Origin of the sequence: Microcystis sp. M179S2 (genome assembly GCF_020245805.1) — a bacterium.
Classification (GTDB): Bacteria; Cyanobacteriota; Cyanobacteriia; order Cyanobacteriales; family Microcystaceae; genus Microcystis; species Microcystis aeruginosa.
This window is the reverse complement of record NZ_JADBUE010000163.1, coordinates 1-26,002: the sequence shown is the minus strand read 5'-3', so window position 1 is coordinate 26,002 and position 26,002 is coordinate 1. Positions and strand designations below refer to the sequence as shown.

Sequence of the window (26,002 nt, the reverse complement as noted above, 5' to 3'; positions counted from 1 at the left end):
TAGACCTCTTGCAAAAGTCTTAAGTCGATCCTTGTACAGCAACATTTTTGAAGATTATCAACTACTAATAAATAATTAACTGAAAGTCCCTCCCATTATTGTTTCTATCGTTTGTTTTCGGATTTATGCAAGAGGTCTATTTAAGGCATCATCGGGTAACACCGTCGCTAAAACTCGCGCTTTGTCGATACCGGCTTTCTGGAGAATACTTTCATCGGTGGCGTTACCATTAAGAGTTAAGTAGCCTTTTTCCTGAGCTAATCCAATGTGATCGGGGTTATTATCGACGATAATAAAGGATTGGGCTGTTTTTGCCAATTTAGTCGTTAGAATGCGTCCTATACGCCCAAAACCGCAGATTATGACCTGATTTTATCGGGATTCCATCTCTTTATTCATCTGGCGATCGCTAAAAGCTTTGATAATCCTTTTCAGTGAACTTTGCATCGATTTCCGTGACCTGACCATCTAGCTATCAGCTTACAGCAGAATTTGTACTAAATCCGTTGAGCATAATGCTACTTATAAGGACAGGCACTCATGCAAAAGGGGGGATAAATAATCAGTTTTTAATAACTGGATTGAGTATAACGGAAGATTTTTGCAGGAGAGCTTTTTAACTGGCTGTTAACTTAGTCATAACTTGGATACTGTATAATCCCTATGTCAAGTATCCGTAATAAAATTTAACCTAATCAAGGTCTGAACATCAGTTTTGACTTTATTAATGAAAATATGAGTATTTCTCGCCGTAATTTCCTCACCTTTTTAACTGCCACTGCTGGTGTCTCTTTTTTCAGTCTGCAAGAGAAAAAATATTCCTCTCTGATTAGCAGTCCTGCGATCGCTGCTAATAATTTCGGCTTCAACTTTGTCCCAGTCAAACTGCCGATTCCCTTAAAAATTGACGGTATGAGCGATGAAAGCCAAAAAAATGCCTATCAAACCTATAAAGTCCTAGATGATCTCGTTCTTCCGCAAGGATTCACCTATGATGTGCTGGCCCAGTGGGGGGATGCAGTGGGTGATTCCCGTTTCGGTTATAACAATGATTATCTATCTTTTATCGAAACCAGTCCGGGTCAAGGTTATCTAACCGTTAATTTTGAATATATCAGTGGTCGTACTTGGCTACAAACCTTTGAACAAGTGATTGGTAAAACCCTACCCGTCAAGGAAGTACGGGAAAAAACGAATGAAAAGGGTGAAATTGCCGCCTATAACCTGCAAGATGCCAGCTTAAAGGCAAAAATCGAGGAAATCTCCCTAGAAGGCTTAATTGATCAGGGAATTGGCGTAATTTCCCTGGCTAAAGATCAAACGGGAAAATGGCAACGTACCTATAGTAAAGCCGATCGCCGCATTACCGGTATCTCTGGACTAAAGGACGGTCACTACCTGAAAGCGACCGGTCCCGCTGTAGCAATTTTTACCAAAACCGATAAACTTGGCTACGATGACGGATTAGGGGCAAAAATTATCGGAACGTTGCAAAATTGCGCCGGGGGAACAACGCCTTGGGGGACTGTATTTAGTGCCGAGGAGAACTTTCAAGACCAAGTGACGGAGGTAGTGTTAAAAGATGGTTCCTCTTTGCATCCCGATACTACCCCCTTTATTCTCAATAGTTCAGAAGTGGATGGCCGGGGTAACGTCTTCGGGTTAGCGGGAAATAAATACGGTTGGATGGTGGAGGTGGATCCGGCCAATCCCGACGATTACGGCACAAAACACACTTGGTTAGGGCGTTTTCGCCATGAAGCGGTCGCTTTTCTCGCTCGGACGGGGCAACCCTTGGCGGTTTATTCAGGATGCGATCGCAGAGGCGGTCATGTCTATAAATTCGTTTCGGAGGGCAAAATTAGCGATATTAAGCAGAAAAATAACTCAAAACTCCTAGAAAAAGGGATGCTCTACGGGGCCAAATTCAACCCCGATAAAACCGGTTATTGGATACCCTTAAATCCCGACACGGAGATAAATCCCGTCCTACCGAGTCAAATAGCCGCTAGTCGCGGGGATGGGGTGGTAGCCTTGCCGAATCCCGAAAGAACGGTCAATGATACTAAATTACTGCTATTTAAGGACGATGAGGAGATTCTGGCCTACAAAGCTAAATATAAGACCCTCGCAGACCTGTATGAAGGTAATGGGACGGAAAAACAGGGGGCAATTCTCATCGATGCTCATTTTGCCGCTAACGCCGTTGGGGTCACTTGTACTGGTCGCCCGGAAGATACGGAAGTGGACGAGAATGGCACTTTATATATGACCTTTACCTCTGGTAGTCCCAGTGAAGCGGAGGGAGGAGCCGATAAGGAAATATTTAAGGGGCCAAATGGCGAAATACCCTACGAATTTGGTTGGATTATCAGCTTAAGGGAAGATAATAACGATGCTGCTTCCTTAAGTTTTCGTTGGGATGTGGTCGCTTATGGAGGGGAACCGACAGAGAAAGGTGAGGGTTTTTCTAATCCCGATAACCTCGCTTTTGATAAACAGGGAAATCTCTGGATGGTTAGCGATATTTCCACGGGTGGGTTAAATCGAGAGATGAAAACTCGTTATCCCCAAGGGGTTCCGGTTAGTCAACGGGATTTATTGGGTATTTTTGGCAATAATAGCGCTTGGGTGTTTGCCAAGGGTCAAGAGCATCCCTATCCTTTTGCTATCGCTCCCATGGATGCGGAATTAACGGGATTGTACTTTACTCCCGACCAAGAGACGTTATTTTTGGCAGTACAACATCCGGGGGAAGCGGGGGGAATTCGTCGGGATTTGGCCTTTGAAAACCGCAAATTTGCCCTGAAAACCACTAATGGGCAGGAATTTGAACAAATACGACAAGTACCCCTAGGGTCGAATTGGCCCAGTGGTCAAGTTAATCAACCTCCCCGGCCGGCAGTGGTGGCGATTCGCCGAACCGACTCAAAATAGACTTTAAACGAAAGTTTCCTCTTTCTTTTCTAGCTATGCCGCCATTGTATCGACTTCCTAAACTATTACTTCTCTTCCCATTCCGCAAACAGGGAATCAATTCCCTTTTCCTCTTCCTCTTGCGAAACCCGCAACCCCTTGTGCGGACGGAAACCAAAACTACTGGGATGCGACAGGCGATAGAAGAACCATCCCACACAGATCCAGAGTAATAGACTACAACTGGCGACCAAAAAGCCTATGACCCCGATCCCGATCAATTGTGCCATAAATAGATCCACTCCTCCCCCGAAAAGTAACCCCCCTTTCGGCAGATCTAAATAGGTATCCGCCCAAGGAATATCTTTGGGGGCTAAACAGAAAATCCCCACGGCCAGAGTACCCCAGATACCGCAACCGAGATGAACGGGAACGGCTCCCACCGGATCGTCGATTTCCCCTTTTTCGAGCCAAATACTAAACAGAAGAACGATCGCCCCACCGATAAAGCCGATTAGCGCCGCGCTCAAAAAATTCACGAAGGCACAGGGGGCGGTAATACTGACACAACCCGCCAGAATGCCATTAATAATAAAGGTTAGACTCGGCCTACCGGAGAATATCCAAGCGAGAGTGGTGGAGGCCAGCGCGCCGAAAGCCCCGGCGATGAGTGTCGTCAGGAGGATATGGGAGATTGCGTCCGCGTTGGCCGCGAGGGTAGAACCCGCGTTAAAGCCGAACCAACCCAACCAGAGAATAAAGCATCCCAAGGTCGCTAGGCTCGGATTACCGCCAAAAGTCGCCATGATTTTATGGCCGCGATAGCTAGTATTTTTGAAGGAACGGTTTTCCCCTTGCCCCCAAGGGATATATTTTCCCGCACGAGGCCCTAACAGACACGCCCCCGTCAAAGCCGCCCATCCTCCCACCGAGTGAACCACCGTCGAACCCGCGAAATCCCGAAACCCCAACTCGTGCAACCAGCCCCCTCCCCAAATCCAAAAACCGGCAATGGAGTAAATCAGGATAAAAAAGGCACTAAAAAGGACGAACGCCCCGAAGCGAATCCTCTCCGCCACCGCCCCCGATACGATCGTGGCGGCAGTTCCCGCGAAAGTGAGTTGAAAGAAGAATTTAGCCGTTAGAGGAATATCCGCCGAATCTAGGGAGGGAAATTGACCATTGAGTGGAGGAAAACCCGGTGTTCCGACAAATTTGCCGCCATCCCCGAACATCAGCCCGAAGCCGATCAGCCAATAGACTGCGGTAGCGACGGTAAAGACGATCGTGTTTTTGGCGAGGACGGTGATCGCATTTTTACTCTGGCAAAAGCCCGTCTCTAGCATGGCGAAGCCGCAGTTCATGAAGAAGACGAGACTACCCGTGAGTAACACCCAGATCGTATTTTGACCGCGGTTTAACTGCGCCACTTGCTCGGATAATCCGGGATCTCCGGGATCTTGAGCCATTACCGCCGATATACCGATGCTCAGGCTCAAAATAGTACAGAATAAACCGATGTATTGAAAATTCCGTCTATTTTTAGCAATCAATCCTTGAGATAGCCTTTTTATTCTGTAAAATCGCATAGCTACAATGGGTAAATCGCATTACTAGGAAGAGAGTGCTTACAAGATAAATGTAGGTATTATATAAGAGTAAGCGAATGAACGAGTGATTTTCCATGTATGAAAACTAGATCAAATCATAGATCGGTAAAATCGCAAGATGTTCTTAATAATACAATCTTGACTATCTGAATCTATGGCATTATGTATCAATCCCATCTGTCCCCGGCCGGAGAACTCCGAAGATGGGAGTATCTGTGAGGCTTGCGGTTCCCACTTGCTAATACAGAATAGATATCGGGTGATGAAAGTACTACACCAGAGGGAGGACAGGGTAACTACCCTTTACGATGTGGTGGATGTGAAGGATCAAGACACTCCCAAGGTTCTCAAAGTTCTCTACACAGGGAACCCGGACACGATTTCTCGGTTTGATCGAGAGGCAGATTTATTAAAAAATTACTGGATCGAGGGACTTCCTACAGTAGGACAAGACGGATATTTCCCGATCGAGTTTCCCAATAATCCTATTCCCGCTTACTGTCTAGTGATGGAGAAAATCCCAGGACTAAACTTAGAGCAGTGGCTAGAACAGCACGGGGCGATCGATGAAAGGCGGGCGATCGACTGGTTAAAACAAGTAACTACTATTTTAGAAAGACTACATTCTAATAATTTCATCCATCGCGATATTAAACCTTCTAATATTATGTACCGCGATAGCGATAACAGGATATTTCTAATCGATCTAGGTGCGGTTCGTTTAATTAATCAAAATATAAACGAGCAAACTACGACAAGGATCGGGAGCTTCCCCTATATGGCTCCCGAACAGTACCGAGGCAGAACCGATTTCCAATCCGATTTTTATGCTCTCGGGCGTACTTTTGTCCATCTTCTAACCAACAAGAATCCCTCTCAAATCGAACAAGATACTCAAGAAAAGTTACTATGGCGTACAGAATCTACACCCGTATCGGATCAATTTGCCGCCTTAATCAATAGTCTTTTAGAGCGAAAACTTAACGGGCGGCCCGGAAATACAAAGGATATATTGAAACGAATTCAAATCATTGAAGATAAGGTTAATTCACAGGAAAACTCTCGTTCTATATTTCAAAAAGTAGTCTTGTGGGCTATGGTATTAGGGGTTTTAGTTTTCGGATATTTCGCGATCAAGTCGGATCCTTCTCGAACTAATACTAATACTAGCAATGACACCCAATGCAGGATTAGAAAAGATGGCAAACAGGATAGCAATGCCCTAGCTAGAGATGCCCAAAAAGCGATTAATGCCGCTAAGTTAAAAGATAGCCCTTATCCTATCATCCAAAAATACTCGAATATTATTCTCGATCCCAAGCAATATGGTTGTACCGTGCAGGTGGAAATCCTCAGAAAACGAGACGAGATCATTCTCCCAGAACTAGCGGAGGAACTAGAGCAAGTTATCCGAGGGAGTGTTAATAATAGTGTTAAAGACGCGATAAAAGTTAACATCGTTCCTCGCTATCTCGATTAAAGTCCTAGAACGTAGGATTTAATCAAATTCGGAAGAATAAAGCCTGAATCTCTGCTTGCGATGAACGCTCGCTTTCTCAAAGAATCAACTGCGTCCGTCAGTCCGGGTTTATTGAGCTTCGATCGTAATTCCGAGACAGAAATCGCTTCCTCTTCCCTCGCCAAAACCTCCAAGATCTCCCGCTCGATTTCCGAAAGCCTTTGCAACTGCACCTCGATCATCCCATTAATATCACTAAAATTTATCGTCCCAGCTTGTAAAAACTCCGCAATATTACCACTGAAGAGATCGACGATTCTAGCCAAAGCAAGCTTAAGAAAAAAAGGATTACCCCGATACAGTTCGATAAAATCCCGAATATCCCTCTCTGTTCCTTCTCCTCCCTCCTTATTCACCATCTCCCTAGCCGATAGTTCATCGAGTCCTCCCAAGAACAGAGACTTTACTGTATTCTGCCGCTTTTCTAGAAAATCGATATCTTTGGGTTTCTCCCGACTCATCAATACTAAACAACTTCTATGCGGCGCTTCTCCCACCCGTCTCAATAGCTTTTCGTAGTTTTCAAACTCCCCTCGATATCTCCTACTTAAATCGCCGCTTTGCAGAATTTCCTCGCCGTCATCCAATAACAAAAGACACCGATGATAGGTCATTCGATCGATTAGCCTAGCCAAACGGATATCGATACTATCAGGTAACTCCCGGCGGGGAGAATTTGTCAAAATCTCTAACCAATCCCCCAAAAGTTCCGTAAGGCGAGAAACTTGTTTAAGGGAACGATAGATGAGGTAATCGAAATCTCCCTCGATCCCCTGCGCTAGTTTCACCGCGAGAGCGGTTTTTCCCATCCCTGCCATCCCAAAAACCGTAATTAAACGGCATTTGTCACCGATGATCCACCGTTTGATCTCGGCGAGTTCTTCCGTCCGTCCGTAGAAAAAATCCGCCTTCGGTACCCCTCCCCAGTCCTTCCGATCAATTTCCCCTTTCCCGAACGTTTCTTCTAGCAATGCTATCTCTTGCCAGTTTAAACCTAATTTCTCGCAAATTGTCGTAAAATTCTCATGACTAATCGGCTTACCTGTGAAAAATTTGGTAACTGTCGCTCTAGCCAAAGGAATCAATTCGGCGAAGGTACTTTTATTCGTGTATCCCTTTTGTTTAAGAGCGAGTTCGGCTTTAGGGATGTATTCGGGATTGATTTTCAGCGATCGAGACATAAGCAGTTATTCAGAAGTTACTCAGAAGTTATCCGGAAGGAATTTAAAACTATAATAAAGCAATTCTTAGGGCAATTCATTTATATATACAAAGTTATGAAATATGTAAGATCTCGTCCTACGAATTAGCCAAGATAATAAGGAAAGAAAATCAGAAGATAGGAAGTTATCGAAATGCTAGAAATTATCAATTATATACAGCTTGCTAAAATGAGCGTCGATCTTTTGAGAGCGATCATCGATCTGATCGATGAATTTCGCAACCCCGAGGCACAAGAGGAGGAAGAACAAGAAGGAAAACAGTAGTCATATAGATGCTATCGCTCTAGGGTAATGAGCCAACAAGACTATCCTTGTTGGCTTCTCCTTTGTTTGGGCGAAGTTAGCTTTAAAATGGATTCCAGAGGGATTTCTAATGATCTAGGCATAAATGATGATTTTAGGTATATGTCTATAGTAGCAAAAATTTGTCAGAAGTTATTCAAAAATTTGTCAGAAGTTAGTCAGAAGTTGGTTAATTAGTAGTAGTTTTTCTGTTCTTCTCTTTGTACAATCACTATAGTAAGAGTGTTTCCAGTGTATTTTAAAGACGCTAAAATCAATGATCCCCATCACTACTCAAGAATTAAAACGAAATATTCAAGAAGCTTTGGAGGCAGGAGTGCCGAAATCGAGGATCGAGCGAATGAAGGACTGTCTAAATAAACTCGAATCTGGAGTGTTCGCCAATCAGAAAAGTACGGGAGTAATGTATCGGGAAATCGTTCGCGACGGCAAAAAAATAATCGAGATGGCAAGCGCTCCCATCCTGCCGGAAGATACAGAGAAGGACCCGTTCGATGAGTTGGATGACCGGCAACAGCCAACTATCTTTGACCCTTCAAGCAAGAAAAAATAATATCTTATAACACATACAATATAACCCAATCTACGATGTTGGGCTAGGTTATATTATTAGAATAGTCGGTTAAGAATCTACGAAAATCACGTTGCGATGCCTAGGATAGAAGACTTTAGTAATCAATATACTCTAGAAGAATTAGAATCACTATCGGATTTTGTCGAGCAGGAACTTCGTCTTTCGTCACCAATCGAATTAGCGTGGTTGGATGCAATAGAAATTAGGGATTTGGGACTAAATACCAATGGTGATTGGTACGGACGATATGATGGACAGACATTTAAAGCGATAATTCGCCTCAACTCTCTTGCTTTAGGTACGATCGAGCAATTACAACGAACCTTAGCCCACGAATACGGACATCACTGGACTCTATCCTATCTCGCTGTTCATCACAACTTACGAATTTATAAAGAACGATTACCCAGAACCTATTACAAAATACGAGGTTTAAGCGAAGAGCATTGCATTTATAGTCCCCAACAGATTAGAACTTTTGAAGACTGGATGAGATGCGATAAAGAAATTATCGCCGAGGATTATCGGGTTCTATTTAGTCCTCATCCTCACAATCAAGATCATCAAATGGTAGGAAATTTACCGTTGATTAGGCTCTCGGCCCATCCATCTATCAGGGAACAAGCTTTAAACATCTGGAGATCGATCCAAAATTTCTTCTACACGGTATTCAAGCTAGGGATCAGCCATCCCGATGATCGAGTTCAGGAATATATCAGGAATCTCCCCACCACTCCATAGTATTGGATTTTAGCAAAGCTTGATGAGGTTTTCTTCTGTATTTTTGGCAGTACAACATCCGGGGGAAGCGGGGGGAATTCGTCGGGATTTGGCCTTTGAAAACCGTAAATTTGCCCTTAAAACCACTAATGGGCAGGAATTTGAACAAATGCGACAAGTACCCCTAGGGTCGAATTGGCCCAGTGGTCAAGTTAATCAACCTCCCCGGCCGGCAGTGGTGGCGATTCGCCGAACCGAGTCAAAATCTGGATAATACATTTGTTTTAGATGATTGGTTTCCTTTGGGGATTTCCGAAAAACAAAAAAGGGGTCTTAGCCCCTTTTTTCCGGATTAGTTAGTTATTTTTTCGGCGATAACATCATCATCATGTTACGACCTTCTTTTTTTGGCGCTTGCTGTACCTCAGCCACATCCTGTAAGTCTTTGGCCATGCGCGCCAGTAATTCTTCCGCTAGGTTAGAGTGTTGAATTTCCCGGCCTCGGAAGGTAATCGTCGCTTTTACCTTATCTCCCGCTTTTAAAAAACGTTGCGCTTGGTTGACTCGCACGTTGTAGTCATGCTCATCGATTTTATAGCGCATTTTAACTTCTTTTATATCGGCTGTATGCTGTTTTTTCTTGGCTTCGCGGGCTTTTTTCTCCTGTTCAAACTTGTATTTGCCATAGTCCATAATCCGGCAAACGGGAGGATTTGCCGTTTCACTGACGAGGACGAGATCAAGTTCCTTTTCTTCGGCCACGCGTAAAGCTTCGGCAGGAGTAATAATTCCTAGTTGAGAGCCGTCGCTATCGATAACGCGGATTTCGGGAAAGCGGATTCTTTCGTTAATTTGGGGGAGATCGCGAGTAGTGCGTCTTTTATCTATCACAGGCGTTCTGGGTTATCTCTATTCTGGTTAATTAATCGGTTGGAGTTTACAAAATGGTTTACTTGCTATTCTACCTACTCGATCGAGTTTCTTGGCCAATTGTTAAGTTTTCTTGCAATGTTAATTTTTAGCCGCCGGTCATCAGCCGCCGGCCGTCAGCCAGATAAGCTTGTTGTCTATGGGCCTTGTCAGACTAAGACCCTATACTCTCAGGAATCGATCGGTAAGGTGCGTTCCCCCTCGTTGCAGCAGGGAACGCACCCGACAAAATCTGCGGCATCGCACTACCTCTGTAAACCAATGTCTAGATTATAGTGGGACAGTATCGGGCGACAGTTGAGAAGATTATCCAGTATGGTTAAATATTGCGCTGATGTTTTAATATTACCTATCGCCTAAAACTATGATTACTTATATTAAAATTCATGGCTTTAAATCCTTTGATAATTTTAAAATGGTATTTACGCCGCTTACTGTAGTTGCTGGGGTTAATGCTTCTGGTAAGAGTAATTTATTTGATGCTTTGCAATTGTTGGCGCGGCTGGCAGAAGTGGATCTGAAGACGGCTTTTAGCGAGCAACGAGGACATCCTAGCGAACTTTTTACCCAGTATGATGAGGACGACTACGCCACGGAAATGGAATTTATAGTGGAAATGTTAGTCAATCGCAAGGTAAAAGATAATTGGGGTGGGGAAGTCGATCTTAAATATACAAGATTACGCTATCAATTAAAAATTAAACGGGAGTCTAATATAAGTGGATTTGAAAACTTGTATATTGTTGATGAACGTTTAGAAAATTTAAAGCACAATGAAGATAATTGGGTAAAAAATTATATTCCTAAGACAGTATTGGAAACTTGGCGACCAAAAGTAACGGGTAGGAGAGCCATTCCTTATATTAAGACTGAAGATATTAATGGTATTGCTACCATTGTTGTACATCAAGATGGTCAACAAGGGAATAAAAAAGTATTTCCCGCAAAAAGCGCATCACAAACTGTTTTAAGCAGCATTAATACTATAGATTTTCAACATATATTAGCCGCCAAACAAGAAATGCTGAGTTGGAAGTTTATGCAGCTTAATCCCGAAGATCTGCGAGAACCTACGCGTCAAGATATGGGCATCAGAGATACAATAACAGCAAGCGGAAAGAATTTAGCCGCTGCTTTATTTCGCATCAAACAAGATGATGAATATACCCTCACAGCAATTTCCCGTGATCTCAATAACCTGCTACCGAATCTTACAGAAGTTAATGTTTATGATGACAAAGCAAATCGACAATTTATTATCAAGGTAAAAGGCGATGATGGTCGGGAGTTTTCTTCGAGAGTGCTTTCCGAAGGAACCCTACGTTTATTAACATTATGTGTCCTGCAATACGACCGACAACACACAGGATTACTGTGTTTTGAAGAGCCAGAAAATGGCATTCATCCTTTTCGTATTGAAGCAATGGCAAGATTATTAAAAGAGCTAACTGTCGATTTTGAAGATACTGAAATGCCTTTACGCCAAGTAATAGTGAACACTCATTCTCCAGTTCTGGTGAGTCAATTAATTAATTGGCAAGATGATAAAAATGTCAGCATTTGGCTTTCTCAACTTACCACTATAATATCCACTATTGAAGGGAAGCGAATTAAGATGAAAAGCAGTAATTTTCACCCTGTTATCAAAGAGAATAAAAAGCAATTAACCTTTTTTTTATACTAACTATTGATTAGGCGACTTACCATCTCTACCATTCCATATATGTTTAAATTTTTAATCTCTTCCTGAATTTGATCGATTGAACTTTGAGAATCATCACTACAGTAAGCCAATTGAACTTTCTTTCCCTGCGGATCGGTTAATAGGGTGATCAAGTCTCGATCGCTCGACACCTGATAATCTATATAGATGCCTTGTCTATCTTTGGCGGGAGTGAATTTACATGAATAATAGTTATCCTGTTTACGTTTGTCCGATGCTTGTCTAGCCAACAATTTTTCGATTAACAAACAATCGGATTCTTTATGTTGCTCGTCGTGAATATAATTTTTTTTGCTTAAATCCTCTTTACTGTGAGTCTTGGAAACATAACGATAAAGCTCCGCTTTAGAATCATACGGGATAGGTAAAATAATAAATCCTTTCTCCGCTTCCTCTTTGATCGCCTTTCGAGGAATATCGGCATTATAGGGAGTTAATAGGATAGCTTGTAATTTATATTTGAGTTTACTGGTGACATGATCGGCAATTTCTCGTTTTAAAATATCTCTAAAAGTTGTAATTTGTTCGATAGCTGTACTCGTGGAATTTTTATTAGTTCCCTTCATCTCGATAATTGTCAGCAGAAGTAAGTCATTCTGAATAAAAAGAGATAAATAATCAGGTCTTTTCTGCTTTTGATTTCTAACAAGAGGATCCTCCCGACGATCAGTTTTAAATAAAATACAAACGGAATCTTTTTCTGGCTTGGTAATCCGAAAGCTGACACCGCTTTCGGGTGGAGCGATCCGATCGGGTACGGTACAGAAAATAAGCAGATTTTCTAAAAAGTTAAATTTTTGCCAATCGAGTTTATTCTTCTTCTGAGGAACATCCTTCTTCGGTTTCTTGGTTTTGTTGTCCTGCTTCATAAATTGCAAAAAACTTTTGTTGAATATCAACTGATACATCGCTGAGAGTATCCCAACGAATACCGTATTCAGGGTCGTGTAAAGAAAGTAATTTATTATTTTTTATTTCATAGGCGCTAACCTGTTCCATTTTAAGAAAAGCTCGGCTATCTTGCAGATAAAGCAATTTAGCTTGTTCGGCTAAAAGTTCTGGATTTTGGTGATTACCATTAACGATATTGTTAAGATGAGCCATCAAATAGGGGCTATGAGTCGTCAATAAAATTCTAACTCCTAAATTTACTAAAATCGCTAAAGATTCTAACAATTTTACCTGAGATTCTGGATGTAAGTTCATTTCAGGCTCATCGATCACCAGAAAATCCCCCGATTTTGCTCGATAGCGCAAATAGAGTAAAAGCGGGGCTAATTGTTTAATAGACGAGGAAGCATTATAAAGATCGATCTCTAAACTTCTTTTTACCGAAACTTTAATTTCTCTGCCTCCGAATTTAGTCTTTTTAAAGATTGTTTTATTGTTATTTTGAATATACTTTTCAATTTGATCGGCTAATTTTTGAAAATCATTTTTGTTTTTGGCAATGGGATCGGGCTTATTTTCTAGTTCTATGTCAGTTAAAAAATCTAAAAAATCCTCTACTGGTTGAGGATATCGAATATCCCCCTGTTCTTTTAGTAACTCTAACTGTCTATCTCGATTAATACGTCCTTGTATCAATAGCTCTCTCTGATTCTCTTTAAGTAGCTTATATCTTCTATTAGCCAGCACTTTATAGGTATTTATAAAAACGTTTCTTTCGGCGGGTAAAGGAAGTATGTAAGAAAATGAAAATGTTACAACACCAGCAACAAAATCAAGAAGAACCATGTTTTTATAATCATAAATTTCAGCTTCTTTTTCTGGATAAAATAAAATCTCATTATTGTTGTCGCTTCGCTCGATTTTCTTGATTCCAAATGAAGCTAATGACTGGCGATACTCAATTATATGCGCTAAAACTTTTTCTATAGCTGTTTTAATATCATCTTCGGAAATTTCGATACTGAATTTCGTTTTTTCAAAAATCTTGCCGCTAGAATCTTGGAAAAAAGATTGTAGTTTTATCCCGCTAAATTCAGATGCGGACTTTTGAACAATTTCGGATATAACATCATAAAAACGTCGGTCTATTTTTAAAGACCAATGATCGGCTTGATTTGTAAATTCTATTTTTTCTAAAATTTCACTAGAAAAAAAAAGGCCGTCACGATGATTAATCCATAACCCATAAATCGAGTAGGCGATATAAGTTTTATTAGAATTATTCGGGCCAATAATAACGGTTAGAGGCCGAAGATCCACTTCTGCCTCTTTAATACTACCTAAATTCAAGAGTTTGATTTTCATCATAAAAACGAACACTCCGAATACAGACCCTTATTTTACCCGATTCGTACTCGCTTGCGCCGATTCTTTAGTTTTATCTTCAAACGCGACCTTGATCGAGAAACGAATAGCGATCGCTTTCTGAGAAAAGATCGATCGCCAACCGACAATCCAAAACGCTGTCATTACCTTTCTAAAGCAACAAGCTAGTGGTTAGCTGATCACTGAAAGCTCCTTAAATATCTAACCTTTGGTAGATGCTATTAAGATGATTTAGGTGCTGCTGGGGATCAAAGCAACTTTCGATCTCGTCGGGGGATAAAATAGCGGTAACTCGCTCATCTTGACCGATAAAAGCTTTAAAATTGCCGTTATCGGTGTTCCAAGCGCGATGGGCGTTTTCTTGGACGATTTTATAGGCAGATTCCCGGCTAATTCCCTTACTCACTAAAGTTAAAAGAACTCTTTGACTGAAAATCACACCACCATAGACATTCATATTTCGCTTCATGTTTTCGGGATACACCAGCAGATTTTTGACTAAATCGGTGATTTCCTTGAGCATAAAGTGGGTCAAAATGCAAACATCTGGCAGCATTACCCGTTCTACGGAACTATGGGAAATATCTCTTTCGTGCCAGAGGGCGATATTTTCTAAGGCGGAAACGCTATGACTACGGATAATTCTCGCCATTCCCGTTAAGCGTTCTGAGCGGATGGGATTACGTTTATGGGGCATAGCGGAGGAGCCTTTTTGTCCTTTGGAAAAGTATTCTTCCACTTCTAGGACATCAGTTCTTTGCAGGTTGCGAATCTCCACGGCAAAACGTTCGATCGAAGCCGCCAATAAAGCTAATTGTTGCACATAATCGGCGTGTCGATCGCGGGAGATCACTTGAGTGGAAGCGGTATCCGGTTCTAATCCTAGCTTCTGACAGGTTAACGCCTCAATTTTCGGGTCAATATTGGCATAGGTTCCCACTGCACCGGATATTTTACCGATGGCGATGTCTTGGCGCAAGCGAATTAAACGATCGCGTCCCCGCAGCACTTCCGCTAACCATCCCGCTAGTTTAAAGCCAAAGGTGATCGGTTCGGCGTGAATGCCGTGGGAACGTCCCACCATGACTGTATAACGGTGTTCTTGGGCGCGATAGCGCAGGGCTTGAATGAAATCTTCTAATTGTTCTAGAATCAGGTTTAAACTGGCGACTAATTGTAAGGACAGGGCAGTATCTAGTACATCGGAACTGGTTAAACCCAAATGAATATAACGCCCCGGCTCGCCCACATATTCGTTAACATTTGTTAAAAAGGCGATGACATCGTGGCGCACTTCTGCTTCTATTTCTAAAATGCGATCGGGATCAAAATTAGCTTTTGCCTTAATTTCTTCCACTGCATCCGCGGGAATATAGCCTAATTCGGCCTGCGCTTCACAGACGGCTATCTCTACCTCTAGCCATGTTTGATATTTATATCTATCCGTCCACAAATTCCCCATTGCAGGGAGAGTATAACGCTCGATCACTATTAATTATTCCAAGACAACCGTTTAATTGTATCGGATCGGGGTAAGTCTGGGAATAGGCAGGGGGCAGCGGGGAGTTTTGTTTTCCCCACTCCCTTTTCACCGGTTAGTAATTCGGTAGTAGCGGTGAACTATCTTGTTTAATTTAGCCTGAATCGAACCCCTACCCCCTTGCTTCAACCCATGCTCGCATTTTACCCGGATTGTTCAATCCGTAGGGATCGACGAGTTGTTTAAATTCTAGTTGTAGCGGATTAATCTGTCTGCTGCCGCCATCTTCCATGATATAAGTGTGAGGATTGGCAATGGCTGCCCCCTGTTGTTCATAGATAGCAATAATCTCATTTAATCGAGTTTCTGTGGTAAATTCTAGCAAGGGAAGACCGGCGGGAATAACTTTACCTTGAAATTTCAAAAATTCTAGGTGCATCATTATTTCCTCACCAAAATAATTATGGAGTTTCTCTACCGTGGCTAGATTAAAATAAAAAGCTTGTAGATAAGTTATCTTGGGGTTAAAACTACGCGCATGGAGAGTGGTATGATTCCAAGTAAATTCTAAGATACTGTTGCCTTTTTGGGTTTCTTCTGGCGTTTTATAGTAAGTAAGTTCACCATTATATTCTTGAATTAAAGACTCTAATGCAACTCGATCGCTGTCCGATACTATTAACAAAACTGCCGCTTTCCCCGTGGTTAAATAATCCTTAAGAGCAGTAAAATAAGCGGGAATTGGCCAAGAGTGAACACTAACCATTTTCTTGACGATGCCATCACTATCACTAAGAGCTTGACCGAATTTAGCGGCGGTGAGAAAATCGGCAAAAGTAACGATAAATTCTGCCCAAGGATAACAGGGAGCGAGGGCTATTTCTAACTCGGTAATAATGCCATTGGTTCCGTAGGCATGATTGACTTTTTCTACCTCATCCCCCCGTAATTCGATAATTTTTGGTTCCGCTTCTAGGGTGACTAATTGCACTGCTTGCAGATTGCCTCTATCCTTCAATTGTCCATAATTAATTGAACCCATGCCCACACTGCCACCCCCGATAAAACCGCCAATTGTCGCCGTCCGATAGGTAGAGGGAGCCATTCTTAATTCCCAACCAATTGCGCGAGCTTGTTTATCAAAAAATGCCATTTTTACCCCCGCTTCTACCCTGGCTGTCCCCGGTTCGATCGAGATAATTTTTGTTAGTTTGGTTGTGTCTAACATTACTCCTCCCCGCAAGGGAACACATTGACCATAATTACCTGTACCCGCACCTCTAACTGTTAAAGGAATTTGGTATTTAACGCAGGTTTTAGCGATGTCAATAACCTCTTGGCTATTGTGGGGACGAATGACTACATCAGCCCGTTTATCTTGCAGTTGTGCCTCTAAAATGGGACTAAAATGATAATAATCTAAGGAAAGTTTCGCCACTTGCCCCGGATCGGTGATAATTTCTAGATGGGAAAGCTCTTCAATGAGATTTTGACAATTAGATTTCATGGTTAGGTAGGGTTTGCTGAAAAGGTATATTGGTGGGGTTAGGAGACAGGATTCAGGAGTCAGGAGTCAGGATTCAGGAGTCAGGAGTCAGGATTCAGGAGTCAGGAGTCAGGATTCAGGAGTCAGGAGTCAGGAGTCAGGAGTCAGGAGTCAGGATTCAGGAGATTATTTTTATTTATTCCCCCCACACCCTACACCCCACACCCCACACCCCACACCCCAATCAGCGATAGCCCCATCAGGAAAAATTAAAAACCGATCGCCTAGGGGATCGGTTTTACTAAGAAGTATAAACTTTTATTAACTTTGTTTGCTGAGAAACTGTTGAGCTTGTCTAATAGCGGCAGCGCCGATATTGAAGAAAGCCCAGCCACCAGCAATAAGCAAAGGGGTTAAAACGATCAACACTCTCCAGTCCATAGATTTCCTTCTCCTCGGTCAGTGCTTAAAAGATTGTTACTTGATTCTCATTTTATATTTATACCCTAATCCGCCCGTTTTGGGAATCCAGTATCAGTAGCTTTTCCCCCATGAACGAGGGCAAGTTTAGCATAGCGCTCGGCGTGTTCGATCAACTCTTGAGCCTCCTGTGGCGACACTTCCCGGACGCGTTTAGCGGGAATACCCACCACTAAAGATCGCGGTGGTATATCTTTTGTTACAATACTACCCGCCCCGACAATACTACCCGCCCCGACGCGCACACCATCGAGAATCACTGCCCCAATGCCGATTAAACAACCGCGTTCAATATGGGCTGCGTGAATTACCGCCCGATGCCCGATGGTAACGTAATCTTCAAGGATAGTAATTTTGCCCGGATCTCCGTGTAGGATTGCCCCATCTTGGATATTAGTATAGGCCCCAATTTCGATGCGTTCCACGTCGGCGCGCAATACCGCCCCATACCAAACACTCACCCCGACAGCTAGGGAAATATCGCCCATTACCGTGGCATTGGGGGCGATAAAAGCCGCTTGACTGACATCGACAAGCGGCCAGAAATTAGAAGTTGATCTTAAGTTATCTAAAGACATGAAAGGATCTACACTAAAGTCGAAAGAGAATACCCGTCCAATTTGGTTGGGTATAATATGGATAGGATTATTGGTACAAAGATAGCAATTTTTAGTTTAGGTTCTTCCATGATCAATGCAAGTTTACAATACCCTGTTTTTGGCCCCGATATCCATTGTCCTCACTGTCGGCAGCTAATCCCCGCCCTCACTTTGACGGATACCTATTTGTGTCCGCGCCATGGAGCTTTTGAAGCCGATCCCAAAACGGGAGAGTTGGTTCACTTGCAGTCAGGACGGCATTGGCGACTCTGGAATGGTGAGTGGTATCGTCAACACACTCACCCGGATGGTATTCGTTTTGAGATTCACGAAGCACTCGATCGCCTCTATACTCAAGGATTTAAAGCGACTAAAGTAATTATTGCCAACCGTTATCGCGATTTAGTTAGTTCCTACCTAGAACGTAACACCACTTGGCGCGGTAATGGACAGGGTGAAGCCACTATTCCCCGTCTCTACGGTTTACCAGTAGAATTTAGCCCCGATGCCCCCGATGAACCCTGTTGGGATGTAATTAATTTTGATCTGGAAAAAGAACCGGGGGTTCCCAAACGTTATCCCTATTTTCGTCTTTTTGATTAATCAATAGCCATCGGGAGTCAGGAGATAGGAGGCAGGAGATTATTTTTATTTACTCTCCCCATTTCCCCACTTCCCCATTTCCCCATTTCCCCACTTCCCCACTTCATAATTCTTTCTCCTGAAAATGCACCATGCTTCTATCCGCACCGCTAATATCCATCGGGCGATCGCTTTTTACCAACTTCTCGGTTTTACCCTCGAGGAAAGATTCACCACGGGTTATACTTTGGCCTGTTGGCTAACGGGGTTAAACGGACGCATCGAATTAATCCAAATTCCTCAACCGAAACCCGCCCCCGATGCCTTTAGCGATCAGCATTATGTCGGTTATTATCACTTGTCTTTTGACCTAACAGAAAATGTCAGCAATTTACCAGAATGGTTAGAAAAATTAACAAATAACTTTCAGCAAGCTCATCAAGAGGATGCCGATTTATATCAACCTTTAAAAATTCTTTTGCCACCCCAACAACAGATGATCGGCGATCATGTCTATGAAGTCACCTTTATTGCCGATACAGACGGGTTACCCCTGGAATTTATCCGTCGTTTAACGCCGAAATCAGCGATCAAGGTCTCAATAACTGAGATGGAGGGGACAGTGCTGGCAAAAACTCCCTAGCTATACCAGTCTCCTCCAGATGATCTGCATAAAAACTTAAGAATGATCCCCGTCTGGTGATAGACTTTTGACTGTTAAGGAAACAAACTCACTAGATAAATCATAGATCAGCTGTAGGGAGGATCATCGAGTGGAAAGTACGCTAGGGTTAGAAATTATCGAAGTGGTCGAACAGGCTGCCATTGCCTCCTCGAAGTGGATGGGTAAAGGCGAAAAAAATACCGCCGATCACGTCGCTGTAGAAGCGATGCGCGAACGGATGAATAAAATCCATATGCGCGGTCGCATCGTTATTGGAGAAGGGGAAAGAGACGAAGCTCCCATGCTCTATATTGGCGAAGAAGTGGGTATCTGTACCCAAGCTGATGCCAAACAATATTGTAATCCCGACGAATTAGTCGAAATCGATATCGCCGTCGATCCCTGCGAAGGCACTAACTTGGTTGCCTACGGTCAAAATGGTTCTATGGCCGTGTTAGCGATCTCCGAAAAAGGTGGGTTATTCGCCGCTCCTGACTTTTATATGAAAAAATTAGCCGCTCCCCCAGCAGCTAAAGGTCATGTGGATATTAATAAATCGGCGACGGAAAACCTGAAAGTCCTTTCCGATTGTCTCAATCGTTCCATCGAAGAACTGGTGGTAGTAGTTATGGATCGTCCCCGTCACAAGGAATTAATCCAAGAAATCCGCAACGCCGGGGCCAGAGTTCGTCTGATCAGCGATGGTGACGTATCGGCCGCTATTTCCTGCGCTTTTTCGGGAACTAATATTCATGCTCTCATGGGTATCGGTGCCGCTCCGGAAGGGGTAATCTCGGCGGCGGCTATGCGTTGTCTAGGCGGTCACTTCCAGGGACAATTAATCTATGATCCCGAAGTGGTCAAAACCGGTTTAATCGGCGAAAGCAGAGAGGGTAATCTCGCTCGTCTGCAAGAAATGGGTATCACCAATCCCGATCGCGTTTACGGTTGCGAAGAATTAGCCAGTGGCGAAACCGTCCTCTTTGCCGCCTGTGGGATCACCCCCGGCACCCTGATGGAAGGGGTACGCTTCTTCCATGGTGGCGCTCGTACCCAAAGCTTGGTTATCTCCACCCAATCGAAAACCGCTCGCTTTGTCGATACCGTTCACCTGTTCGACCAACCCAAATACATTCAACTGAGATAATTCCCTGACCCGGTGGGGTGGGCATGGCTCACCTCGCCCCCATTGGTAAAAATATATAAAGTTTTTTTTCAAACATCTTTTATTTGCATCCCGATTGGGACTAAATTGCAACAATTAGAGACATAACGCACTGATCTTTATCAATAATTTTTGTAGCCTGAGCAACATTTGTAGGAGAACATAAATGAATATTGCTGTAGTGGGCTTGAGTCACAAGACAGCCCCTGTGGAAATTCGCGAAAAATTGAGTATCCCGGAAGCGAAAATCGAGTCCGCCCTTACCCACCTCAAGGGTTATCCCCACATCCAAGAGGTGGCGATTATCAGCACCTGTAACCGTTTGGAGATCTACGCCGTGGTTACGGATACGGAAAAGGGCGTGGTGGAAATTACCCAGTTTCTCGCTGAAATCGGGCATATTCCCCTTAATGTCCTGCGTCGTTATCTGTTTACCCTGCTGCATCAGGATGCTGTCCGCCATCTGCTGCGGGTGTCGGCCGGTTTAGAAAGTCTTGTCCTCGGTGAAGGGCAAATTCTCGCGCAAGTTAAAAATACCCATAAATTAGCTCAAAAGTACAATACTATTAGTCAATTACTCGATCGCCTGTTTAAACAAGCGATGACTGCCGGTAAACGCGTTCGCACGGAAACCAGCATCGGCACGGGAGCCGTATCGATCAGTTCGGCGGCGGTGGAGTTAGCCCATGCTAAGGTGGCAGACCTCAGCAGCAAGAAAATCGCTATTATCGGGGCAGGGAAAATGTCCCGATTATTAGTTACTCACCTTCTGGCTAAGGGTTCTCAGCAAATTGCGATCGTCAATCGCTCCCAAAGACGGGCCCAGGAGTTGGCCCGTGAATTTCCTCACCTACCGCTGCAACTATATGGCTTAGAAGAGATGATGACTACAGTAGCGGCATCGGATATCGTCTTTACCAGTACCGGAGCCACGGAACCAATTTTAACTAAAACTTTATTGACAGAAGTGACGATTTCTGCTAATTCGCTGATGTTAATCGATATTTCTGTTCCCCGCAACGTCCATACCGACGTGAAGGAATTGGCACAAGTGCAAGCTTTTAACGTCGATGATCTCAAAGCGGTGGTTGCCGCCAATCAGGAAAGTCGCCGTCAGATGGCCAGGGAAGCAGAGGCACTCCTAGAGCAGGAAGTGGAAGCTTTCGAGCTTTGGTGGCGTTCTTTGGACACTGTACCGACAATTAGCTGTTTAAGAAGCAAAATTGAAGATATTCGCGAACAGGAATTAGAAAAGGCCCTCTCCCGTTTGGGGACGGAATTCGCCGAAAAACACCAAGAAGTTATCGAAGCAATGACCCGCGGTATCGTCAATAAAATCCTTCACGAACCCATGGTACAACTGCGCGCCCAACAGGATATCGAAGCGCGTAAGCGCTGTTTACAATCCCTGCAAATGCTCTTTAATCTCAGTGTCGGAGAAGAATATAGTTAGGGACTGGTAATCCACAAAAATTAAGGGCGATTCTATTGGTCTGTCAAGGTGATTTTGAGGGATTGGGGGCGAATAATTTGGCAGCATTGCCCTATCCACAATTTCAAGATTGACAGACCAATAGACTTTTGGCTGTAGAAATGCGGTAATATCCACCTGAGTGGAATACTAGAAAACCTTCTGCGGTAATTATGCCCAAATTGATCCTAAATCCTGTTTTAAAAAGATGATAACAATCAGTCATAAGTTAGCCAATGATAGTTAGTCAAGTTTTTAATTTCATTAGTCATTGTTTCGAGATACTGACAACGAGTTATCAGAATTTCTTCTATTTCTTCAATTGTTTCAAAATACTCATTAACCAGAGGTTCATCTACTAGAGACCACAATCTCTCGGCTGGCTGTAGTTCTGGCGAATAAGCCGGTAGAAAATCGAGCATGATTCCATCAAGAACTTCAAGTTTTTCACTTCTAGGCCACCCAGCATTATCTTGTACTAATAGGACAATTTTTGGGAGCCGATAACCCGACATCTTTTGCAAAAGATTGATAGACTAAACTTAACCATTGATGATTAACTATTGGGATTAAATACCAGAGTGTTTTTCCTGTTTTTGGCTCAACAAACCCGTAAACATATAACCATTCATAACGATGATGCACTAGGGCAGAAGGCCTTTCTCCTATTGGTTCCCAGACTTTTCTAATGATTGGTTTTAAGCCAACTCGATGTTCGTCAAAGAACCAGACTTCTCCTTGATAATTGGGAAATTTATCTATTAATTCTTGGACTTTTACTGGTAAATTTTGCGGAAATTTTTCTTGTTCAACTGGGTCTCCCTTTTTATGTTTTGGCCTGGGTTTTTGACAAGAATATCTCGACTTTTTTAGGTAATCCCATCCCCTTTGATTCCAAACTTTTTCTCGCCCCGTTTCCTTTTCTATCCATCTGGCTACCTTCAGTCCTGTCCAAATTCCTCCATCCGCAGGACGTTCTTTCAGTTCTTCTTTTAATTTTTGAAATTGTTCTTCCTTCAATAAAGGTTCTTTTCCTCTCCGATGTTCTGCACTTTTTTTCTTGAGATTTTTAACTCCTTCTTCTCCTAATTCATTATATTTCTTGAGAATTCTAAAACTATATTGATAATCTAACCCCACAGCTACCGCCGCATTTTTGATTGTCCATCCTAAGGATATTTGACCCAATAAGTGCCATCTTCTTGTTTCCACTGAGTCTTGACTGCTTCTGTATCTATCTTTCAGTTCCTCTGAACTTAGATGTTCGGCTAAGTAAGCTTTCTTGGGCATTTTATCTCCTCGTCTTTACTTGTTTTATTATAACAGGATTTAGTATCACTCCCCTATACCTTTGAAATAGGGATAAAAAGCTAAATAGAACAGACAAAAAGCCTGTTCTATCCATGAGGAGAAAAAACTTAAACGGTCATGATATCTTTTTCTTTTGTCGTTAACAAATCCTCGATTTTGGCGATAAATTTATCGGTGGATTTCTGCACTTGATCCTGTAAATCCCTGGATTCATCCTCAGAAATTTCGTGACCTTTTTCCCGTTTACGGATAGCATCGATCGCATCCCGGCGAATATTGCGGATAGCCACCTTTCCTTCTTCGGCCAATTTCGCCGCTAATTTGACCAATTCCTTGCGGCGATCGCTAGTGAGGGGAGGGATATTCAAACGAATGATCTGACCGTCATTACTGGGGGTTAAACCCACGTCCGAGAGAGAAATCGCCTTTTCGATCGCCCCCATACTGGTGCGATCGAAGGGTTGAATCGCGATCGTGGTCGCGTCGGGAGTGCTAATTGTCGCCAGGGACTTGAGGGGAGTTTCCATGCCATAATACTCCACCACGATCCGATCTAAAAGAGAAGCATTTGCCCGGCCGGTACGAATCGTATTAAAAGCTCTCTGGGTTGATTCGACGGTTTTCTGCATCTGGTCTTGAACTTCAGCTAACTTCACAGAATCCTCCTACCAATGTTCCAACGGGTTCACCTTTGACAGCGCGAACAATATTACCTGTCACCGACAGATCGAAAACGACTATCGGGATATTATTTTCCTTGCACAGAGCGATCGCCGTTCCGTCCATCACCCGCAGATCATGAGTCAGCACATGACCGTAGGTAAGACTTTGAAAGCGTCGCGCGTTAGGGTTATGGGAGGGATCGGAATCATAAACTCCATCCACTTTCGTCGCTTTAAACACCACTTCCGCATCGATTTCGGCGGCGCGCAGGGCCGCCGTGGTATCGGTGGTAAAGAAAGGATTACCCGATCCCGCACCGAAAACCACCACCCGACCTTTTTCCAGATGACGGATTGCTCGCCGGCGGATGTAGGGTTCAGCTAATTCCTGCATGGCAATCGCCGTTAATACCCTAGTCGGTACTTGCGCTCGTTCTAGGGCATCCTGCAAGGTCATAGCGTTCATGACTGTTGCTATCATACCAATATAATCGGCCGTGGCCCGATCCATGCCGGCCGAGGCGGCTTTCACCCCGCGAAAAATATTGCCGCCACCGACCACGATCGCCAATTGGATGCCTTGGTCAACCACTTCGGAGATTTCCAGAGCGATAGCGGAAACCACCATCGGGTCGATCCCATAGCCGAGATTGCCCATTAAGGCCTCCCCACTCAGTTTTAATAATACCCGCTTGTACGCCATGCCCTTACTACCACTCGCTAAAACAAGATCTAGATAATTTTTGTCTCCCCATAAGATAGCAGGTTTTGGCCTTGATTTAAGTTGACCAGTTCACTCTCCCCTGGGGCCGACAAGTTAAGATTAATAAATCTTTTCCTTGGGGAATTTGTATTTAGTGATACCTTTGTTATTAAAAGGAGCTTAGTTTTATAGAGAATTAATAACCGTGGTCAGCGATCGATTACTATTGGTCAACAAAAGCAATCAAGGGGCCGCTAACATCGATACCTTTGATTGGGTGTATGGGTTTCAGGATGGAACTCGTCTGATGGGAAAGGTTTGCGGTTACTTAGACCCCGATAGTAATCGTCTTCTCGATCCCGAAAACTGCAGCGCTATCTACCAGAATGCCCAGGGACAAGTCCTTAGTCGTTGGCAAGCTGGAGATTTTATCGCTTTTGAACTAACCACCACCGGGGAAGATCTCTTGATCGTGGCTTCCAATGATAATTGTGTCAGTAATAGTCTCTGTTTGGTTTCGCGCATTAGTCGCAGCTGCGCCCAAGTTAGCGATGAAGGAAAATCCCTCGTCCGGGAGGTTTTTCAATACCCGGCTTGGTCTTTGCAGGGCGATCATAGCACTTCTAAGCCGGCTTTCAGTTGGAATTGTTCCGTGTCTCCCTTTTTCCCCTTTGTTTCCCTGCGTTTTAATCTCCAGTCCACCAGCAGCAAAAAATTCTATCGTTGGACGGTTTCCCCCTATTTTCCCTTTTGTCCCCTCTTAGAAGTGGGAGAATCCCTTGCCTAATTAGCCTTCTCTATTCTTTTGCAAATAATCGACTAATGCCCATAATCCTAGGCGATAACTTTCGGCCCCAAAACCGCTAATCTGTCCGATGGCTATATCGGCAATGTAGGAATGATGACGAAAAGACTCGCGTTTGTAAATATTGCTTAAGTGTACTTCCACACAGGCCATTTTTGTGCCTAATAGTGCGTCGCGGATGGCGATACTGGTGTGAGTATAAGCTCCCGCATTAATCAAAATACCGTCATGCTGACCCCATGCTTGCTGAATCCAGTCCACTAATTGCCCTTCCTGATTGGACTGGTGTGCGGTTAAATTCACCCCTAAACGGGTAGCTTCTTCGTTTAAAAACCGGTTAATCGCCTCTAAATTGACGTTACCGTAGAGATTCGGCTCTCTTTTCCCCAATAGGTTTAAATTCGGCCCGTGCAGAACCAGAATGCTTAGTTTATTCACAAATGTCCTCCCTATCACCACGAGAATTAATCTTATCTCGATCAGGGACTATTGCCGATCAACAACATTTTTGCCGCTACGGTAATCACCGCACCAATAGTAGCACTGAGCGCACCGACGATGATCGGCAGAATGAGACCTCGGAATCCCTGGAGGTCAGAAATAGCTTTAATCATCGAAAATTTGGGTCTGAAACCCCGTCGTTCTACGACGGCTTTACTGTTAAATATTAGGGTTCTTCGTTACTTAGTATGGTTCGATAGGGGAGCATAAATCGACTAAATCCTTATCTGGCAAGAGACTTAATTGATTAGTTCGCTCTAGATCAAAAACAATTGACAAAAATCGCCAAATGTCTTTC

At 43.4% G+C, this 26,002-nt stretch carries 27 protein-coding genes and 3 pseudogenes; 13 read left to right on the top strand and 17 right to left on the bottom strand.

Annotation, left to right across the window (positions count from 1 at the left end):
* Positions 1-138 precede the first annotated feature (138 nt).
* A pseudogene (locus IM500_RS09865) lies at positions 139-426 on the bottom strand (potassium channel family protein); the annotation flags it as partial.
* 309 nt (positions 427-735) lie between these two features.
* On the opposite strand from IM500_RS09865, the gene IM500_RS09860 reads away from it, so the two are divergent.
* Positions 736-2,937 carry a PhoX family protein gene (locus IM500_RS09860; protein WP_287738222.1) on the top strand — a complete coding sequence of 734 codons (2,202 nt, stop codon included), beginning with the start codon at positions 736-738 and terminating at the stop codon, positions 2,935-2,937.
* A gap of 65 nt (positions 2,938-3,002) precedes the next feature.
* Here the strand turns inward: IM500_RS09860 and IM500_RS09855 are convergent, their stop codons facing one another.
* Positions 3,003-4,505, bottom strand: a complete 1,503-nt coding sequence (locus IM500_RS09855) for an ammonium transporter (RefSeq protein ID WP_287738221.1) — start codon at positions 4,503-4,505, stop codon at positions 3,003-3,005.
* A 175-nt stretch (positions 4,506-4,680) separates the two neighbouring features.
* On the opposite strand from IM500_RS09855, the pseudogene IM500_RS24460 reads away from it, so the two are divergent.
* A pseudogene (locus IM500_RS24460) lies at positions 4,681-4,752 on the top strand (4-Cys prefix domain-containing protein); the annotation flags it as partial.
* Positions 4,753-4,788: 36 nt separating this feature from the next.
* Positions 4,789-6,006: a serine/threonine protein kinase gene (locus IM500_RS09850; RefSeq protein ID WP_287738220.1), complete on the top strand. Its 1,218-nt coding sequence runs from the start codon at positions 4,789-4,791 to the stop codon at positions 6,004-6,006.
* On the opposite strand, the gene IM500_RS09845 is transcribed toward IM500_RS09850, so the two are convergent.
* Positions 6,003-7,226: an NB-ARC domain-containing protein gene (locus IM500_RS09845; protein WP_271939232.1), complete on the bottom strand. Its 1,224-nt coding sequence runs from the start codon at positions 7,224-7,226 to the stop codon at positions 6,003-6,005. The two genes, IM500_RS09850 and IM500_RS09845, sit on opposite strands and share 4 nt — an antisense overlap.
* Before the next feature lie 174 nt (positions 7,227-7,400).
* Between IM500_RS09845 and IM500_RS09840 the strand changes: the two genes are divergently transcribed.
* The 4 genes and pseudogenes from IM500_RS09840 to IM500_RS09825 form a co-directional block, all read left to right on the top strand.
* Positions 7,401-7,532 carry a hypothetical protein gene (locus tag IM500_RS09840; RefSeq protein WP_287738218.1) on the top strand — a complete coding sequence of 44 codons (132 nt, stop codon included), beginning with the start codon at positions 7,401-7,403 and terminating at the stop codon, positions 7,530-7,532.
* Positions 7,533-7,827: 295 nt separating this feature from the next.
* Positions 7,828-8,124, top strand: a complete 297-nt coding sequence (locus tag IM500_RS09835; RefSeq protein ID WP_287738217.1) for a hypothetical protein — start codon at positions 7,828-7,830, stop codon at positions 8,122-8,124.
* A gap of 96 nt (positions 8,125-8,220) precedes the next feature.
* Positions 8,221-8,886, top strand: coding sequence for a hypothetical protein (locus tag IM500_RS09830; RefSeq protein ID WP_287738216.1), 666 nt, complete (start codon positions 8,221-8,223; stop codon positions 8,884-8,886).
* Positions 8,887-8,920: 34 nt separating this feature from the next.
* A pseudogene (locus IM500_RS09825) lies at positions 8,921-9,139 on the top strand (hypothetical protein); the annotation flags it as partial.
* 86 nt (positions 9,140-9,225) lie between these two features.
* Here IM500_RS09825 and infC read toward each other — a convergent pair.
* The gene (infC, locus tag IM500_RS09820; RefSeq protein WP_002757952.1) at positions 9,226-9,756 is read right to left on the bottom strand and encodes a translation initiation factor IF-3; all 531 of its coding nucleotides are present in this window, start codon (positions 9,754-9,756) and stop codon (positions 9,226-9,228) included.
* Positions 9,757-10,159: 403 nt separating this feature from the next.
* Here infC and IM500_RS09815 point away from each other — a divergent pair, with 403 nt between their 5' ends.
* The gene (locus IM500_RS09815) at positions 10,160-11,479 is read left to right on the top strand and encodes an AAA family ATPase (protein ID WP_287738214.1); all 1,320 of its coding nucleotides are present in this window, start codon (positions 10,160-10,162) and stop codon (positions 11,477-11,479) included.
* Here IM500_RS09815 and IM500_RS09810 read toward each other — a convergent pair.
* The 7 genes from IM500_RS09810 to IM500_RS09780 all read right to left on the bottom strand — a co-directional run bounded on the left by IM500_RS09810 (position 11,476) and on the right by IM500_RS09780 (position 17,819).
* On the bottom strand, positions 11,476-12,387 hold the full coding sequence (locus IM500_RS09810; RefSeq protein ID WP_287738213.1) for a hypothetical protein: 912 nt from the start codon (positions 12,385-12,387) through the stop codon (positions 11,476-11,478). The genes IM500_RS09815 and IM500_RS09810 overlap by 4 nt on opposite strands.
* Positions 12,329-13,777 carry an AAA family ATPase gene (locus IM500_RS09805; protein ID WP_287738212.1) on the bottom strand — a complete coding sequence of 483 codons (1,449 nt, stop codon included), beginning with the start codon at positions 13,775-13,777 and terminating at the stop codon, positions 12,329-12,331. Before IM500_RS09805 ends, IM500_RS09810 begins: the two co-directional genes overlap by 59 nt.
* A gap of 27 nt (positions 13,778-13,804) precedes the next feature.
* Positions 13,805-13,939, bottom strand: coding sequence for a hypothetical protein (locus tag IM500_RS09800; RefSeq protein WP_256378293.1), 135 nt, complete (start codon positions 13,937-13,939; stop codon positions 13,805-13,807).
* Between the two features lie 49 nt (positions 13,940-13,988).
* A complete protein-coding gene (gene purB, locus IM500_RS09795; protein WP_190720942.1) occupies positions 13,989-15,284 on the bottom strand; it encodes an adenylosuccinate lyase in 1,296 nt (431 codons plus the stop codon).
* Between the two features lie 163 nt (positions 15,285-15,447).
* A complete protein-coding gene (locus tag IM500_RS09790; RefSeq protein WP_190720946.1) occupies positions 15,448-16,782 on the bottom strand; it encodes an FAD-binding oxidoreductase in 1,335 nt (444 codons plus the stop codon).
* 300 nt (positions 16,783-17,082) lie between these two features.
* A complete protein-coding gene (locus IM500_RS09785; protein WP_002737284.1) occupies positions 17,083-17,202 on the bottom strand; it encodes a photosystem II protein Y in 120 nt (39 codons plus the stop codon).
* A gap of 65 nt (positions 17,203-17,267) precedes the next feature.
* Positions 17,268-17,819, bottom strand: a complete 552-nt coding sequence (locus IM500_RS09780; RefSeq protein ID WP_147074048.1) for a gamma carbonic anhydrase family protein — start codon at positions 17,817-17,819, stop codon at positions 17,268-17,270.
* A gap of 108 nt (positions 17,820-17,927) precedes the next feature.
* On the opposite strand from IM500_RS09780, the gene IM500_RS09775 reads away from it, so the two are divergent.
* The 4 genes from IM500_RS09775 (at position 17,928) to IM500_RS09760 (ending at position 21,704) form a co-directional block, all read left to right on the top strand.
* A complete protein-coding gene (locus IM500_RS09775; protein ID WP_287738223.1) occupies positions 17,928-18,443 on the top strand; it encodes a TIGR02652 family protein in 516 nt (171 codons plus the stop codon).
* A 124-nt stretch (positions 18,444-18,567) separates the two neighbouring features.
* Positions 18,568-19,065: a VOC family protein gene (locus IM500_RS09770; protein WP_147072726.1), complete on the top strand. Its 498-nt coding sequence runs from the start codon at positions 18,568-18,570 to the stop codon at positions 19,063-19,065.
* Between the two features lie 130 nt (positions 19,066-19,195).
* Positions 19,196-20,233 (top strand): class II fructose-bisphosphatase, encoded by a 1,038-nt coding sequence (gene glpX, locus IM500_RS09765; RefSeq protein WP_159249948.1) that lies wholly within the window; start codon positions 19,196-19,198, stop codon positions 20,231-20,233.
* Between the two features lie 184 nt (positions 20,234-20,417).
* Positions 20,418-21,704 carry a glutamyl-tRNA reductase gene (locus IM500_RS09760; protein ID WP_002798508.1) on the top strand — a complete coding sequence of 429 codons (1,287 nt, stop codon included), beginning with the start codon at positions 20,418-20,420 and terminating at the stop codon, positions 21,702-21,704.
* A 236-nt stretch (positions 21,705-21,940) separates the two neighbouring features.
* Here the strand turns inward: IM500_RS09760 and IM500_RS09755 are convergent, their stop codons facing one another.
* The 4 genes from IM500_RS09755 to pyrH all read right to left on the bottom strand — a co-directional run bounded on the left by IM500_RS09755 (position 21,941) and on the right by pyrH (position 24,398).
* A complete protein-coding gene (locus IM500_RS09755) occupies positions 21,941-22,237 on the bottom strand; it encodes a transposase (RefSeq protein ID WP_190720949.1) in 297 nt (98 codons plus the stop codon).
* Complete coding sequence (locus tag IM500_RS09750) at positions 22,191-23,012, bottom strand: IS630 family transposase (protein ID WP_242034583.1); 822 nt, start codon at positions 23,010-23,012, stop codon at positions 22,191-22,193. Before IM500_RS09750 ends, IM500_RS09755 begins: the two co-directional genes overlap by 47 nt.
* A gap of 128 nt (positions 23,013-23,140) precedes the next feature.
* Positions 23,141-23,662 (bottom strand): ribosome recycling factor, encoded by a 522-nt coding sequence (frr, locus tag IM500_RS09745; RefSeq protein WP_199328774.1) that lies wholly within the window; start codon positions 23,660-23,662, stop codon positions 23,141-23,143.
* 13 nt (positions 23,663-23,675) lie between these two features.
* Complete coding sequence (gene pyrH / locus IM500_RS09740; RefSeq protein WP_190720952.1) at positions 23,676-24,398, bottom strand: UMP kinase; 723 nt, start codon at positions 24,396-24,398, stop codon at positions 23,676-23,678.
* Positions 24,399-24,603: 205 nt separating this feature from the next.
* Here pyrH and IM500_RS09735 point away from each other — a divergent pair, with 205 nt between their 5' ends.
* The gene (locus IM500_RS09735) at positions 24,604-25,185 is read left to right on the top strand and encodes a hypothetical protein (RefSeq protein WP_287738210.1); all 582 of its coding nucleotides are present in this window, start codon (positions 24,604-24,606) and stop codon (positions 25,183-25,185) included.
* Here IM500_RS09735 and aroQ read toward each other — a convergent pair whose 3' ends face one another.
* Both aroQ and IM500_RS09725 read right to left on the bottom strand, forming a co-directional pair.
* The gene (gene aroQ, locus IM500_RS09730) at positions 25,186-25,641 is read right to left on the bottom strand and encodes a type II 3-dehydroquinate dehydratase (protein WP_002797921.1); all 456 of its coding nucleotides are present in this window, start codon (positions 25,639-25,641) and stop codon (positions 25,186-25,188) included.
* 41 nt (positions 25,642-25,682) lie between these two features.
* A complete protein-coding gene (locus tag IM500_RS09725; RefSeq protein WP_002762237.1) occupies positions 25,683-25,817 on the bottom strand; it encodes a hypothetical protein in 135 nt (44 codons plus the stop codon).
* Between the last annotated feature and the right edge of the window lie 185 nt (positions 25,818-26,002).

Coding starts and splice junctions, on each gene's coding strand:
- IM500_RS09790 (WP_190720946.1), bottom strand. CDS start 16,782: ATGAAATCTAATTGTCAAAATCTCATTGAAGAGCTTTCCCATCTAGAA.
- IM500_RS09780 (WP_147074048.1), bottom strand. CDS start 17,819: ATGTCTTTAGATAACTTAAGATCAACTTCTAATTTCTGGCCGCTTGTC.
- IM500_RS09850 (WP_287738220.1), top strand. CDS start 4,789: ATGAAAGTACTACACCAGAGGGAGGACAGGGTAACTACCCTTTACGAT.
- pyrH (WP_190720952.1), bottom strand. CDS start 24,398: ATGGCGTACAAGCGGGTATTATTAAAACTGAGTGGGGAGGCCTTAATG.
- IM500_RS09775 (WP_287738223.1), top strand. CDS start 17,928: ATGATCAATGCAAGTTTACAATACCCTGTTTTTGGCCCCGATATCCAT.
- IM500_RS09800 (WP_256378293.1), bottom strand. CDS start 13,939: ATGACAGCGTTTTGGATTGTCGGTTGGCGATCGATCTTTTCTCAGAAA.
- IM500_RS09830 (WP_287738216.1), top strand. CDS start 8,221: ATGCCTAGGATAGAAGACTTTAGTAATCAATATACTCTAGAAGAATTA.
- IM500_RS09840 (WP_287738218.1), top strand. CDS start 7,401: ATGCTAGAAATTATCAATTATATACAGCTTGCTAAAATGAGCGTCGAT.
- IM500_RS09860 (WP_287738222.1), top strand. CDS start 736: ATGAGTATTTCTCGCCGTAATTTCCTCACCTTTTTAACTGCCACTGCT.
- IM500_RS09750 (WP_242034583.1), bottom strand. CDS start 23,012: ATGCCCAAGAAAGCTTACTTAGCCGAACATCTAAGTTCAGAGGAACTG.
- IM500_RS09855 (WP_287738221.1), bottom strand. CDS start 4,505: ATGCGATTTTACAGAATAAAAAGGCTATCTCAAGGATTGATTGCTAAA.
- IM500_RS09760 (WP_002798508.1), top strand. CDS start 20,418: ATGAATATTGCTGTAGTGGGCTTGAGTCACAAGACAGCCCCTGTGGAA.
- IM500_RS09755 (WP_190720949.1), bottom strand. CDS start 22,237: ATGTCGGGTTATCGGCTCCCAAAAATTGTCCTATTAGTACAAGATAAT.
- frr (WP_199328774.1), bottom strand. CDS start 23,662: ATGCAGAAAACCGTCGAATCAACCCAGAGAGCTTTTAATACGATTCGT.
- IM500_RS09785 (WP_002737284.1), bottom strand. CDS start 17,202: ATGGACTGGAGAGTGTTGATCGTTTTAACCCCTTTGCTTATTGCTGGT.
- IM500_RS09770 (WP_147072726.1), top strand. CDS start 18,568: ATGCACCATGCTTCTATCCGCACCGCTAATATCCATCGGGCGATCGCT.
- IM500_RS09835 (WP_287738217.1), top strand. CDS start 7,828: ATGATCCCCATCACTACTCAAGAATTAAAACGAAATATTCAAGAAGCT.
- IM500_RS09725 (WP_002762237.1), bottom strand. CDS start 25,817: ATGATTAAAGCTATTTCTGACCTCCAGGGATTCCGAGGTCTCATTCTG.
- IM500_RS09810 (WP_287738213.1), bottom strand. CDS start 12,387: ATGAAGCAGGACAACAAAACCAAGAAACCGAAGAAGGATGTTCCTCAG.
- IM500_RS09805 (WP_287738212.1), bottom strand. CDS start 13,777: ATGATGAAAATCAAACTCTTGAATTTAGGTAGTATTAAAGAGGCAGAA.
- IM500_RS09815 (WP_287738214.1), top strand. CDS start 10,160: ATGATTACTTATATTAAAATTCATGGCTTTAAATCCTTTGATAATTTT.
- IM500_RS09845 (WP_271939232.1), bottom strand. CDS start 7,226: ATGTCTCGATCGCTGAAAATCAATCCCGAATACATCCCTAAAGCCGAA.